The organism is Azospira sp. I09, assembly GCF_009177135.1.
Classification (GTDB): Bacteria; Pseudomonadota; Gammaproteobacteria; order Burkholderiales; family Rhodocyclaceae; genus Azospira; species Azospira oryzae.
Genome location: NZ_AP021844.1, coordinates 1,745,592 through 1,758,644, shown reverse-complemented (window position 1 = coordinate 1,758,644; position 13,053 = coordinate 1,745,592). Strand labels below are relative to the sequence as shown.

Annotated in this window: 15 protein-coding genes; 4 read left to right on the top strand and 11 right to left on the bottom strand. The window is 61.7% G+C overall.

Going from position 1 to position 13,053, the window contains the following annotated elements:
- The first annotated feature begins 40 nt into the window (after window positions 1-40).
- A complete protein-coding gene (locus AZSP09_RS08135; RefSeq protein WP_152089722.1) occupies window positions 41-1,582 on the top strand; it encodes a 2-isopropylmalate synthase in 1,542 nt (513 codons plus the stop codon).
- Between the two features lie 63 nt (window positions 1,583-1,645).
- Here the strand turns inward: AZSP09_RS08135 and AZSP09_RS08130 are convergent, their stop codons facing one another.
- A complete protein-coding gene (locus AZSP09_RS08130) occupies window positions 1,646-2,008 on the bottom strand; it encodes a DUF2069 domain-containing protein (RefSeq protein WP_014238526.1) in 363 nt (120 codons plus the stop codon).
- Window positions 2,009-2,092: 84 nt separating this feature from the next.
- On the opposite strand from AZSP09_RS08130, the gene AZSP09_RS08125 reads away from it, so the two are divergent.
- Window positions 2,093-2,923, top strand: a complete 831-nt coding sequence (locus AZSP09_RS08125) for a YihY family inner membrane protein (protein ID WP_014238525.1) — start codon at window positions 2,093-2,095, stop codon at window positions 2,921-2,923.
- Here the strand turns inward: AZSP09_RS08125 and AZSP09_RS08120 are convergent.
- The 9 genes from AZSP09_RS08120 to AZSP09_RS08080 all read right to left on the bottom strand — a co-directional run bounded on the left by AZSP09_RS08120 (window position 2,920) and on the right by AZSP09_RS08080 (window position 11,647).
- Window positions 2,920-4,446 carry a hypothetical protein gene (locus AZSP09_RS08120; protein ID WP_152089721.1) on the bottom strand — a complete coding sequence of 509 codons (1,527 nt, stop codon included), beginning with the start codon at window positions 4,444-4,446 and terminating at the stop codon, window positions 2,920-2,922. The genes AZSP09_RS08125 and AZSP09_RS08120 overlap by 4 nt on opposite strands.
- Window positions 4,447-4,674: 228 nt before the next feature.
- Window positions 4,675-5,586 carry a tyrosine-type recombinase/integrase gene (locus AZSP09_RS08115; protein ID WP_152089720.1) on the bottom strand — a complete coding sequence of 304 codons (912 nt, stop codon included), beginning with the start codon at window positions 5,584-5,586 and terminating at the stop codon, window positions 4,675-4,677.
- 23 nt (window positions 5,587-5,609) lie between these two features.
- Window positions 5,610-6,944, bottom strand: a complete 1,335-nt coding sequence (locus AZSP09_RS08110; protein WP_152089719.1) for a hypothetical protein — start codon at window positions 6,942-6,944, stop codon at window positions 5,610-5,612.
- A 140-nt stretch (window positions 6,945-7,084) separates the two neighbouring features.
- Window positions 7,085-8,314, bottom strand: coding sequence for a type II secretion system protein GspD (locus AZSP09_RS08105; RefSeq protein WP_152089718.1), 1,230 nt, complete (start codon window positions 8,312-8,314; stop codon window positions 7,085-7,087).
- Window positions 8,311-9,303 (bottom strand): zonular occludens toxin domain-containing protein, encoded by a 993-nt coding sequence (locus tag AZSP09_RS08100; protein ID WP_172974722.1) that lies wholly within the window; start codon window positions 9,301-9,303, stop codon window positions 8,311-8,313. Before AZSP09_RS08100 ends, AZSP09_RS08105 begins: the two co-directional genes overlap by 4 nt.
- Window positions 9,300-9,653: a DUF2523 family protein gene (locus tag AZSP09_RS08095; protein WP_152089716.1), complete on the bottom strand. Its 354-nt coding sequence runs from the start codon at window positions 9,651-9,653 to the stop codon at window positions 9,300-9,302. The genes AZSP09_RS08100 and AZSP09_RS08095 overlap by 4 nt, the downstream gene beginning before the upstream one ends.
- 2 nt (window positions 9,654-9,655) lie before the next feature.
- The gene (locus AZSP09_RS20135; protein WP_197739071.1) at window positions 9,656-11,029 is read right to left on the bottom strand and encodes a hypothetical protein; all 1,374 of its coding nucleotides are present in this window, start codon (window positions 11,027-11,029) and stop codon (window positions 9,656-9,658) included.
- Between the two features lie 118 nt (window positions 11,030-11,147).
- Entirely contained in the window at window positions 11,148-11,387 is a 240-nt protein-coding gene (locus tag AZSP09_RS08085; protein WP_152089715.1) for a major capsid protein, read from the bottom strand.
- Window positions 11,384-11,647 (bottom strand): hypothetical protein, encoded by a 264-nt coding sequence (locus AZSP09_RS08080; protein WP_152089714.1) that lies wholly within the window; start codon window positions 11,645-11,647, stop codon window positions 11,384-11,386. Before AZSP09_RS08080 ends, AZSP09_RS08085 begins: the two co-directional genes overlap by 4 nt.
- Before the next feature lie 434 nt (window positions 11,648-12,081).
- Between AZSP09_RS08080 and AZSP09_RS08075 the strand changes: the two genes are divergently transcribed.
- Complete coding sequence (locus tag AZSP09_RS08075) at window positions 12,082-12,300, top strand: hypothetical protein (RefSeq protein WP_152089713.1); 219 nt, start codon at window positions 12,082-12,084, stop codon at window positions 12,298-12,300.
- Between the two features lie 12 nt (window positions 12,301-12,312).
- Window positions 12,313-12,618 (top strand): hypothetical protein, encoded by a 306-nt coding sequence (locus tag AZSP09_RS08070; RefSeq protein ID WP_152089712.1) that lies wholly within the window; start codon window positions 12,313-12,315, stop codon window positions 12,616-12,618.
- Window positions 12,619-12,766: 148 nt separating this feature from the next.
- Here the strand turns inward: AZSP09_RS08070 and AZSP09_RS08065 are convergent, their stop codons facing one another.
- Window positions 12,767-12,982 (bottom strand): hypothetical protein, encoded by a 216-nt coding sequence (locus AZSP09_RS08065; protein WP_152089711.1) that lies wholly within the window; start codon window positions 12,980-12,982, stop codon window positions 12,767-12,769.
- Window positions 12,983-13,053 lie beyond the last annotated feature (71 nt).

Sequence of the window (13,053 nt, the reverse complement as noted above, 5' to 3'; positions counted from 1 at the left end):
CGCAAATAATTCCAGCGGCGGCAGATTCCGGAGAGAGACCATGAAACAGCAGCTGATCATTTTCGACACCACCCTGCGCGACGGCGAACAGAGCCCCGGCGCTTCCATGACCAAGGAAGAGAAGCTGCGGGTGGCCCGCCAGCTCGAGCGGATGCGGGTGGACGTGATCGAGGCCGGCTTCGCCGCCGCCTCTCCCGGCGACTTCGACGCCATCCACGCCATCGCCGAGGCGATCAAGGATTCCACCGTCTGTTCCCTGGCCCGGGCCAACGAGAACGACATCCGCCGCGCCGGCGAGGCCATCAAGCCCGCCGCCCGGGGCCGCATCCACACCTTCATCGCCACCAGCCCGATCCACATGGAGAAGAAGCTGCGCATGAGTCCGGACCAGGTGGTGGAGCAGGCGGTCAAGGCCATCGGCTGGGCCCGGGAATACACCAACGACGTGGAATTCTCCGCCGAGGATGCGGGCCGCTCCGAGATCGATTTCCTCTGCCGCATTTTCGAGGCCGTGATCAAGGCCGGCGCCACCACCATCAACGTGCCCGACACCGTGGGCTACAACCTGCCCAGCCAGTTCGCCGAGACCATCCACCAGCTGATCGAGCGGGTGCCCGGTGCCGACAAGGTGGTGTGGTCCGTGCACTGCCACAACGACCTGGGCCTGGCCGTGGCCAATTCCCTGGCCGCCGTGCTGGCCGGCGCCCGCCAGGTGGAATGCACCATCAACGGCCTGGGCGAACGGGCCGGCAATGCCTCCCTGGAAGAGGTGGTGATGGCGACCCGCACCCGGGCCGACATCTTCCCGGTGGAAACCCGGGTCGATACCACCCAGATCGTGCCCGCCTCCAAGCTGGTGTCCCAGATTACCGGCTACCCGGTGCAGCCGAACAAGGCCATCGTCGGCGCCAATGCCTTCGCCCACGAATCCGGCATCCACCAGGACGGTGTGCTCAAGCACCGGGAAACCTACGAGATCATGCGGGCCGAAGACGTGGGCTGGTCCCAGAACAAGCTGGTGCTGGGCAAGCACTCCGGCCGCAACGCCTTCAAGACCCGCCTGGCCGAACTGGGCATCGACCTGCCCAGCGAAGAGGCCCTCAACGCCGCCTTCGCCCGCTTCAAGGAACTGGCCGACAAGAAGCACGAGATTTTCGACGAGGATCTGCAGGCCCTGGTTTCCGACGAGACCGTGACCCCGGAGCAGGAGCACTACAAGCTGGTCTATTCCCAGGTCTGCTCCGAGACCGGCGAGATTCCCGAATCCGCCGTCACCCTTGCCGTCGGCGGCGCCGAGCACAAGGCGGCTTCCACGGGCAGCGGTCCGGTGGATGCCACCTTCAAGGCCATCGAGAAAATTGCTGCCAGCGGCGCCGAGCAGCTGCTCTATTCGGTCAATGCCATCACCACCGGCACCGATGCCCAGGGCGAAGTGACCGTGCGCCTGGCCAAGGGCGGGCGCATCGTGAACGGCCAGGGGGCCGATACGGATATCGTCATCGCCTCGGCCAAGGCCTATCTCAACGCCCTCAACAAGCTCCACTCCTCCCTGGAAAAGCTCAATCCCCAGGGCGACATCTGAATGGGCTGAACTGGCCGCGTCGGCCAAGCGCAGCAGCGGCCGGGCAGCGCCCGGCCCGGGCCCTCACCCTGCGGTGGGGGCCTTTTGCTTGGATGGGCGGGTGAGGCGGGCGTAGGCCACGACGCAGGCGAAGAAGGCCAGGCTGAGCAGGGTTTCGATGCCCGCCAGCCACTGGGTCAGGCCCTGGTCGGAGGTGACCCGCACGGACCCTTCGGCCAGATAGAAGAGAATGAAGAGGGAGCTCCACTGGTAGGTGTAGCGGCGCCCCTTGAGGATGCCGAACAGGGGCGGCAGCAGGAACACCGCCTTCAGCGCCAGCCAGGAGCCACCCGGCTTGAGCGGCGCCAGCCATAGCTCCCAGGCCAGGCAGAGAAAGATCAGGGCGATCAGCAGGGTGCTGGCGATGAGGACGAGGCGTTTTTCCATGACGGGGCTTCCAGGCGGGGTCGGCTATTATAGCGGCGGTGTCGGGGCGGCCTGTCCCGGGTTTTTTCCTATTTGATGGTGGCGATGGCCAGACGACGTTACTCCCAGCGGGAAGGCATGCTGCCGGAAATGTTCAGACGTTTCCGGGAGGAGCGCTTCACCCAGACCGCCGCCAGCCTGGCGTACACCACCCTGCTGTCCCTGGTGCCCCTGGTGGGCCTGGTGGTGGCCGTGCTCTCGGACCTGCCCTTCTTCCCGGTGATCCTGGATCAGGTGAACACCTTCCTGGTGGCCAACCTGCTGCCGGACAAGGCCGGCGTGGTGATCGCCAAGTACACCCTGATCTTTTCCCAGAAGGTCAATCGCCTGACCTGGCTCGGCGTCATGGTGCTGGCCGGCACGGCCCTGGTGCTGATGCTGACCATCGAGCGGGCCCTCAACCACGTCTGGCAGGTCGGCGTCTCCCGTTCCCCGGGGCGGCGGCTGAAACTTTATCTGGTGATCGCCCTGCTCGGGCCCCTGGTGCTCGGCGCCGTCTTCGGCGTCACCTCCTACGTGGTGACGGCCTCCCTGGGCTTCTTCAACGAGGCGCTCTGGGTGCGCAACGCCCTGCTCAAGGCCCTTTCGGCGGTACTGCTGGGGGGGTTCTTCGCCTTCCTCTATTTCGCCGTACCCAATGTGCCGGTGCGCCTGCGCCATGCCATCTGGGGCGGGGCCTTCGCCTCCCTGGCCATCACCCTGATGCAGCGCGGCTTCGAGTTCTACCTGGCCAAGGTGCCGTCCTATACCCTGATCTACGGCGCCTTCGCCGCCGTACCCATCTTCCTGGTGTGGCTGTACCTGTCCTGGCTGGTGGTGCTGCTGGGCGCCCTGCTGGCCGCCACCCTGCACCGCCGCAATCCGCCGGGAGGCTAGTCCGGCTGTTCCTCGACGGCGATGGAGAAAATCTCCACCCGGGCCGTCTGTTCGTCCAGGCTGGTGGTGCGCACTTCCTTGATTTCCAGATTGTCCCGTTCCACCAGCAGCACGAAGCGACCCTGGTCCGCCGGCAGCAGCCCGGCCGGCGTCACCAGGGAGTCGTTGGGCCGCAGGCCCGGAACGGCGGGCAGGACCAGGACATGGGGGTGGGCGCTGGCATTCTCGCCGGGCAGGGCGATGGTGGCGGGCAGGGCCTTGGGGGCCAGGATCTGCAGGCCGATCTCCAGGTGCTCCGGATTTTCCGAGAGGGCCCAGCGTACGATGCAGGCCTGCCAGCCGCCGCGGCCCGGCGGATGGTTTTCCGGCTTGAGGGCCACCACGTCGCCCACTTCCAGCTTTTCCGAGGTGCCGGCAAGGTGCATCAGGGCGTAGCCGTCCGGGCTTTCGTTGGTGATCATCCAGGAGGAGCCTTCGCCTTCTTCCAGGGAAGGGCCGCGCAGCAGGCCGGCCAGGGGTTCCAGGCCGGCGTGCAGGGTCACCCGGTAGCTTTGGCGCCGGCGCGGGAAGCGCCGCCGGGCCGGGTTGCCCCAGAAGCGGATGAGGCGGCGCAGGACGCTGCGCCCGCTCAAGGTGGCGGCGAATTCGGGCAGTTCGCTGGCGCCTGTCCGCTGGCTGCCGGATTCCAGGGTGTGCAGCTGCCGCTCGAGGAAATGGGCCAGCTGGTCGCAGGAGAACCACAGCACCGGCGTTTCCGGCGGTGGCAGGCGGCGGGCCAGGGCTACGGCCGGGCTGTCCCGGTTGGGGTCGATCCAGAACAGGCCCCGGTGGCGCTCGTCGGTGATGCTGAGGAATTCCAGCCGGTGTCCGTGCCGTTGGGCGATGTCGGCAATGAATTCCAGTTCCCGGGCGCTGAAGGAGGCCGGCTGGGCGCAGGCCAGGAGCAGGGTGCTGGCGTATTCGTTCTCGATGCTGGAGGCGGTGCCTTCGGGCGGTTGCCCCTGCAGGCCCCGTTCCCGGGCCAGGGCGTAGGTGCGGTGGGCGGCTTCCCAGATGCCGACGGCGGCGGGGGAGGCTACTAGGGCGCTGATCAGCAGGTGCTGCTTGAGCAGGTGCTGGGCGCGCCAGAGAATCACGTCCTGGGGCTGGCGCAGGCCCTTCACCAGGTGTTCGTCCACCTGGTCTTGCAGGATGGCAAGGAAGTTGCGGGCCAGCAGTTCCAGCAGTTCCTGGGCGGACTTGACCAGGGCACGCAGCTTGCGCGGCAGGGGCAGGCCGGCCTCGTCCAGGCTGGGGGTCAGCCGGGCCACCGCGGTAACGCTGCGGGCGTGGATCAGGTCCAGGACCCGGTGGCGCTGCTGGGCGCTGGCCGCCGTGTCCTCCATGGCCAGCAGGTGGCCCTTGAGGGTCGTCAGCTCCTGCCCCAGGTCGCCGGACGGCGGCAGTCCCAGCCATTCGATGATGGCGGTGATGCCCAGGGGGGGCGGCGCGGTTTCCGGGGGAACGGAGGACGGTTCGCTCATGGCGTGGTCGGTCAGGGGCGGCGGCGCCGGCTCAAGGGCGCCCGCGGGAGTGTAAAGGTGCGTGGATTATAGCGTGCCGTGTCGCCATCTCCAGGGATTTGCCCGACAGGCGGGCGTTTCCGGGGAGTTCCCGGCCGCCAGGCGGCGGGGGCGGGGCGGATTTGTTTCCCGTTTCCGCCGGGGCAAAGTAGGGGCTTGTTTTATTGCTTGTTTTGCCGCGGTTTATTGTTAAAACATCGACATTTGCTTAACCACCGCGCCCCTATTGCCTTGCAGGCCATCTAACACCGCAACAGCATCATGCAGCCGAAACGGCGCGAGATGTGCATAACGCTCAGTCATACGAATTGACGAGTGCCCCAAAAGGTCCCTGACCTTTATCAGTTCCACCCCCTCAGATACTAGCCAGGACGCGAACGTATGACGTAGGTCATGCACGGTAAAGTCCTTTATGCCCGCCAGCTCAAGCGCCTTGCGAAATGCCCTATCAGGGTAACGCCACGGCTGCCCATCACTTTTCACAAACACGAACGCAGACGACGAGCCGACCTCTTCACATCGACGAGACAAGCTCAAGAGAGCATCCCGCGCCGATCTGTTCATTGGAAGGTAACGACGCTTGCCCGTTTTCGTGGTTTCCGCCTCTATCGTGATGATGGAACGATGGAAATCAACGCTTTTCCATTTGAGCTGAAGCAACTCATTTTTCCGGCATCCCGTATGTAGTGCCAGGGAAATGAAGAACGGAAGAACGCGAGAACGAGTAAGAGCCGCGCACTGGACAAGCCTTGCAGCTTCTTCATGCTCAAGGTAACGAAGCCGGCCAGGAGAGGAACGGAAGTAAAGACCAACAACCGGATTAGGTAACGTCAATTCCCAACGCTTGACGCAGTAATTCCAGGCAGCCGAAAACGACGCAATTTCCACATTGATAGAGGCCGGAGATACACCGGAGGACTGCCGACACTCCACATAATCGGCAAGATGCGTACGCCTGATGCTATCCAGGGCACGAGACGGCCCAAAGTACACAACGAACCGATTCAGTCGCCTAGCGATCTGACCATGAGAGCGCAGACGGCTTTGAATTGCGCTTAGATACTTCGAGACAAAGAGAGAAAGCGGGATATCCGATTGCATGACGGCGGGAATTCTAACCGCTATCAGGCAGCCTTACCCAAGAGGGTCCGCAACTGTAGGGCCTTCGCCACGAACTCGAATAGGTCCGACTCCCGGAAATTGCGATAGTCGGCATTGGCCCTGCGCTCCATGTAGGCGCACAAATCGTCATAGATGCCGGATGACTTGAGGCAGTTAAAAGCCTGCTTTGGCGTGAAGCGGTTGCGGGCATACACGCTCAACAGGTTGCCCACGGCGAGCATGAGATTCTTTTCATTGCCCAGGCCGGGCGTCTTCTTCACTCGCTTGTAGAGCAGCTCACCGACAGGCTTCAAGAACAGCACGTCGTCTAGGAGCAATTGCCAGAAGGGGTCTAGGTAACGTTGGCTAGCTTTCTCGCCCTGGGCTTCCAGGCGGAAGCTGTTGAGGCCGTATTGCCAGAGGCCGGTCAGGTGGCCGGACACCCCCTGAATGTGGCTCCAAATGCCTTGCTGAAGGCTTGCGCCGTATTCGAGCTGGGCCGCTGCACCCCGGCCAAAGTCGGCCAGGACAGAATGATGAAAGCGGACCTCGATGCGCCACACAGGGGCGCTGGGGTCATAGGCGCTTTGTTCCAGCTCGTTGCCTGCTGCCTTGTTCCAGACGCTTTGCCAGAAATCCAGCTTGTCTATGGCCTTGGCCTGGACGTCTTTGCGATAGACGGCCATCTGGACGCTCGAGGCCGAGCCGAACAGATAGGACTGGCCTTGGTTGTAGCGTAGGGCTACTTCGCCCATGTCCCAGTACAGCACTTTGCAGGAGTCATGGGAGAGGACACGGCGGGCACGGGTCACAAGGCGATCTGAGAGGTTTGCAGGCGGCGCCCAGCCCTGCACATCGACGCACATATGAACGGCGACCCCGGAGCCTTGCTGACCGCACAGGAAGCAATCGGCAAGGGAGTCTAGCTCCCGCTTCATCGTCTCGACAGACCGAGCATGGAGCCAGTGGGGGGAGCACTCGATTTTGAGGTGGGAAAACGCCTTATCGTTTTCGGCGTAGCGGGACTTGAGGAACACGATTAGGCCCAGGTCGGAATTTTGCAGCCGAAACTGGTAACCGGAGGCCCCACCAGAGCCGAGCATCCAGACATGCCCGCCCACTTCCAGGCATTCCCCGAAGCCTTCGCCGTATAGGCGCTCGACCTCTTGCAGCAGCTCGAGGCGCAGTTCCCCGGAATACAGTTGCTTGATGGTATCCAGGCCGCTGTGCAGCACCTGGACGCCTTCCAGATTAACTTGGCCCAGCTCAGAGAGAAACAGACGGCCCCGGGAATCCGTAGTGTTATCCGCGAGGCTTTCCAGGGAGTAGCGCTCCCACGCTTTCAGCTTCTTATTCATATCCGCCCTTTGTGTTACATAGTGGTGCAATGTGGTGTAACGAGTGTTTTTCTACCTTTCTGTGAGACGTGCTACAGGCCCGTCTCCCGGGCGGGGGTGCCCTGGGGGCCGCTGGCCCCTGGGGCACCCCCCGCCCTGGCCTACAAAGCCTGCACCTCCAGCAGCAGTAGGGTTTGGCGCTGAGTGTTGGTTTTCGTATTGCCCAACGGAATACCGAAGAAGGAGCGCCCACCTTGGTTGTCCTCTTCGCTATCCAGCCCGGCCAACACAATCACCTCACCGGGTTTTACATTGAGGTCCGTAGATAGCTCCCGCTTGTTGAGAGTCGGGCTATTGATCTGGCTAGTTTGAGTTGTGCGGAAATCGCTAATGGTTTGCTTGACCGTCAGATCAACGCCGCCATCCCTCACAACGGGCTCTACATCGAAAATCACCCCGGCAGACCGATAGACAATGGCCTGGGTAGCGCCGCCGACGTTCGTTGTCACACCGCCTAGGGTCGGCACTTCCTGCCCAACAGAGAACCGCGCATGGCCCCCGGAGCGAACACGCAAGGCAGGCCGGGAAACTGCCTTAAAGCGGTTATCCGAATCCAGCACCCTAGCCACGGCTTCGACGGTGGCCGATTTGAAGGTCACGGCCTGGGCGTTGTTGAGAGAACCACCGGAGAGGGAAAGGCCGAACTTGCTGCCAAGTAGGGATAGCGCCAGATCAACGGAAGTACCCGATGCGCTATCGGTTGTTACGTCATAGGCAACGGCCCGGACATAGAGCTGATCAGCTGGAGTATCGATAAGCGACAGCAAATCACGGACTGCCCGGGCATGAGCTGGTGGCAGACGCAGAACGACATATTGCAGATCCTCAGCACTCACAGATCCCGATTGAACAGTTGGCGCAGTCTGGAAGCTGGCGCCATTGGAGGTAGAGGATTGCGTTGTGGTGGCTTCAGCTTTGGCAGATGCAGGGCGAACAGTCTTTGCCTGACTAATATCTGCCTGGGAAAAGGCTTGGGCGATCAAAGAACGAAGTGCGGCAGCGCTACGGTGCCGAGGCTGGTAAATCACCAATTCATCCTCTTTGCGCTGCCCGATGAAGAACACGCCGGCTTCTTCCTTCACTTCAATATGGGAGCCCTCCAGCACCCGGGCTACGGTCATTGCCACAACGCCGAGAGGCACGTTTTGTAGTTGCATGGACACCGTGCGCTTACTGACATCATCTTCAATGACATAGGGCTTTTGCAGGACTTCGCCGAACACCGCTTTAGCCAACTGGGACACCGGAACGGAATCGAACCGGAGCGATATATCGGCCTGGGCCGGAAGCCACATGCCCAGGAAGAGGGGGAGTAACACCATGCGGATCATTTGAAATCCTTTCGAACTTCGTTATTCCAATCCTTGAAATAGCCAGTACGGACCAAGGCATTGCACATATCCGGGCTGATATCCAAGACCGTGCCCTGAGAACTAAAGCAACTGCACTTGCTACCCACAGAGACGCAGCCGGCAGGCGCTGGGGCATCTACCGGCTGGGTGATCTGGTCATAACGAGGTGCGGTATGGGGGAGGCCAGGAACGCGAGGCAGGTATGCAGACAGCGCACTAGCGGGCGAATTGGGCGGATTAGACGAAGCAGGTGAACTACTGGCGCTGGATGTGGCCGGATCAGCAGCCGGCTTATCGTTGCGATGGGCGAACCAGCTATAGATGGCCCAGCACAGATAGACCAGGGCGACGGGACCAACGATCAGCAACAAGGCCCGAAGCGGGGGGCGGAATTTATAGGTATGCGCCTTGGCGGAGCGGTACCACTTGTAAATATGCTTCGGAAAAATCCACGGCTTTTCCTGGCTATTGGTCCGAACGTCCTCGGGGTTGTTTTTGACCTGCTGCCATTCGTGAATGTTGGCTGCCTGGGCGCCCCACACGCGGACCATATGAATATGGCGATTCGTCAGGCGACGGATTGCCACATCAATGAAAGAGGGGTGTTGCGTCATCAACACAAAATCAATGCCTTCATGGCGGTGCGTCTCAAAAGCTTGCACCGTTGGCGGCGGGACGGACGACGAGGACCGAGGCCGCCAAACCTTCTGGCATTCATCAATGAGAATGACGGCATTCTCAGGGAAGGTGAAATGGGGTGCCGAGAGGGACGGGTCCTCTTTGAGAGGACGGACTTCGGTCCATTCTTTGACGGGAGGAACCACTTCCCACGGAATGGGGAATTCGTCAGTTAGCTCGATCCCCATAACAAAGAGCGGCCTATTGTCCTTGCGGCACAACTCTTCGACCATCTGCAACGCCCGGAGAGTCTTACCGTTACCTGGCAGGCCAGTAAGGAGCGTAATCACTTGAGGCGCCCCATTATGACTTTCATACCCACCAACGAGCCGGCAGCCATGTAACCGCTGATGATGATGTTGAGGGCATCGAATAGGCCGGCGTACGAGGCAACCTGAATTGCCAAGGCGGCATAGTCATAACCGCCACCGCTACCACCGCCACCAGAAGGCAGGGAATTTACGACGAGCTGGATATCGGAAATGACATAGCCCAGGAATGCCTGCCACGAACGGACACCGATATAGGTAAGCCCGAGGCCGGCAAGCATGGTGCCAGCGCGGGAGGCGAAGAACTGGACAAGCCCGGCGATCAGGCCGCCAGCAACGGACGCGCCAATGGGAGCAAGGAAGATTGCCATCTTTACACCATCGTCTTGTGGATGATCCGGGCAACAAACATGTAAGCCATGATGTGCATGATCAGCTTGATGAACTTGCCGAAGGAGCAGAGGACGCTTGGGTCAATGGTTACGCTCTGACCACCCATCAACTCAACCATCATGGGACCGGGGCAATAGGAGGAAAACTGAAGATAGGTTTTGCGGTTCTTTTCGAACTCTTCGACTACATCCCACGAAATGCCATCTTTGGCTTTCTTGCCATCGGCAATATCCGCAGCCGAACCGCCGGGCGTGACGCCATCCATTAGGGCGTCATACGCTCCCTTCTGGTGAATTTCACCGAGCTTGCAATGGGTGCGCCACGCTTCAAGGGAAATGCCGCATTGCACGGCGTCGCCGCTACAGATGGGAGGTACGCCACAATCGACGGAGTTGTAACTGCCAGTGCCGGGGTCCGTACCAGTGCCAGTACCAGTGCCGCCGGTGCCGGTACCGCCGGTGCCCGGATCAGTGCCGCCCCCGCCATTGTCCGTTCCGGTTCCAGTGCCACCAGTACCCGTACCACCTGTACCAGTGCCAGTACCTCCAGTGCCCGTACCTGTGCCGCCAGTGCCGGTACCTGTGCCGGTAGAAGGGGCGCAAGTAACTTGTGTTGAGGCCCCCACCGTAATGGTGCCGGCAGTGTAACCAGCCGGGCAAGAGCAGCTAGAGCCATTGGGAACCGCAGGGGAAAGGCATTGAGTGGCAGAACCAGCGGGCGGGGTTATTTCTTCGGACTCACAGGTATTGCCCGTATAGCGGGAGCCGTAATTGATGCAGTTGTAATTCCCAGAGCCATCGGGCGGAGTGCAAACGGCGCCGTCATAGGTGAATTCCCACCCGCCCACGCAACCGGTGCCGCCGGGCAAATTCTGATTAGACGTTACGCCGCTGTTGTCGCTGCCCAACTCACCAGGGCGACCGTTATCGGCATTGCTGGGAACGGCGGAACCGGCAGTGGGCGGGGTATCTGCAACACAGGCGCCCGAGGAATCTTTGGACTGACGAAGGGGGCAATCAGGGACGCAGGCGGTTTTGTCGGCGTTAAGGTGGGAGGCCGACTTGCATCGTGGAATACATTGCCCATCGGGGGCGGTGTCCTGGGGAGAGCAATCACCGTCGGCCTCATAGGTGAAGGTGGCCTTAATAGTGGTCCAACCATAGACCCCCTCATATCGCTGGAGAAGGATAGACGATCCGCTACCAGGACAACGCCAACCGCTATCCCCGGCGCGTTGGGCTTCACACGCCTTTTCGGCATTTTCTCTACTGTTGTAATTCTTGGTGGCAGCGAAGGCCGGCAGACTGGCGGCCATGGCTAGGAGGAAAACGACTAGGGCGCGAAGATGATCCATGCCGCCCCCAGGATTGCAATCAATAACCAGAGTCCCACAACGCACTCCCCAAAAAGAGGAGGGGCGGGAATTTCCGCTTGCGTGACGCATCCGGAAATTCCCGCCCCTCACTGGTGGCTTACAGACCGCGCCGGACCCACTTGTAGGCGGCGGCAGTCACCAGAACGATCAGCACGGCGGCGCCGAGCAGGTTGATGGGGGTCACGGTGGCCTTAATTTCCGTGACCACATCGGTCACATCGATAGCGGCCTGGGACAGACCCGGGAGAGCCGCCAGGGCGACACCGGAGGCGACGACGCCCAGGCGTTGGGCGTTACGGCGGGTGGCTTCGGCAACAGCATTGAATTTGCGCTTCATGACATTTCCTTTTCTTGAGGTTGAGATGATGGATGGACCATGGCGGCGAATAACCGCCAAGCCCATGCAATCGCCCAGACCAGGGTGATGGCACCGCCGATCTGGCCGGCTTGCTCTACTGTCAGGTTCCAGGGGCTTTCCTGGACACTGACGAATTCCGCGCCGGAGAGGGCCACCACAGAACAAGTGGAGGGCTCTACGGGCTGGGGGAGGACAACGGACAGGGTGTTGTCGGGGTTTTGCTGGAGGCAGAGGGGCATGGTTAGGCGCTCCCAGGGTGGAGCGCGGCCCCGCGGCCGCTTTGATACGACTGGGCGGGGCGCGGTGCGCCTTTGCGGTTATCAACCGTCGCCACGCATGCGCGGGGCAAGCCCCGACTGTGCGCAACGGGCCGAATCCTGGAAGTCAAAAAACGACTTCCAGGCCCCAGTAAATCACCAGCTAGAACAAACCCCGTTCTAGCTGGCTCAACTGGGCGCGTTGCGTTCGTCCTGGGTTCGCCTACTGGGCATCCCCGTAAAGGGGCTTTCGCGGCATAAACGTTTGCCCCCAACGATGAAGCCGTTGGGCCCCCCCATTTATTCCACGTTCCCCTTGACGGGTCCCCTACCCAGCAGGCGGCATCGCCCTTCGGGCTGTCTTTGGAAAGGAAGCGCACCGCACTTTCCGAATCTTTGACCTGGGAGCCCTGACCATGACCAAGCACAACACCTGCGGACACGAAACCGCCCGTTCCTATCGCAATGGCCGCGTCCGTTGCCTCGCTTGCGGCAAGCGCATGACGATGGCCCAGTGGGAGGCCGTCATCATCCAGGCCGAGCGGGCCGAGGACGCCAAGCGGGCCGCCAAGGCTGCCGCCGTTCCGGTGAACGTCGCCCAGCGCATCTACCGCGCCCTGGGTCTGCATATCTGAGGGGGATTTGCCATGCTCAACCGCGCCTACCAAAAGACGGCCGAATTCCTGGCCCGTCAGTTGAAACTGGACTTTTCTAAGGCTAAGGCCGCTCCGGCGGTCCTGGCCCGGCACATGATGCGGGCAGCCGCGCAGCTCATTGACCGCAGCCACAACCGGAAGCGGAAGGGGCGGCCTGCCCAGTACGCGGCGCGGCAGGCCGCCCAGGCGCTGTTTGGCTTCTTCGGATATTCCGAAGGCCGGGCTATGGCCCAGGCTTTCCGGCTGGAAATTGAGGCTTTGGCCGCAAAGGGCCAGCGCCGTCTGAATCTGATCTAAGAGGGAAGCTCGACGGCTCATTGACGAGCCTCGAGTAGTTGGGCGGCGGGGTTATACCCGACTGCCCTGCCGGCGTTCGCCACTGGCCTGACTACCACCCAATACAGCAGGAAGGCCAGAAATAGCGCCAGGGCGAACGAGCGGAGCATTACGCAGCCCTCATACGGCGAATGCGACGGCATACGACGCGGGCAACAACCAGGACCGCATGAGCGACGGCAGGACCGAACACCCCGCCGAGGAAAAAGAAGACGGCGGCCCACATCCAGGACAACAGAATCAATTGCTCAATTACGGGACCGAAGGCGGCCGCCGTATCGGTGGCGATCTGAGCCGCAGTGACGCAGGTGTCGGGGGTAGTCATGGGGAATCCCGGGTCAAGGTCCGCCACCATCGCCACCGGCCGAATTCACCAGGGCGACAGTGGGGCGCATT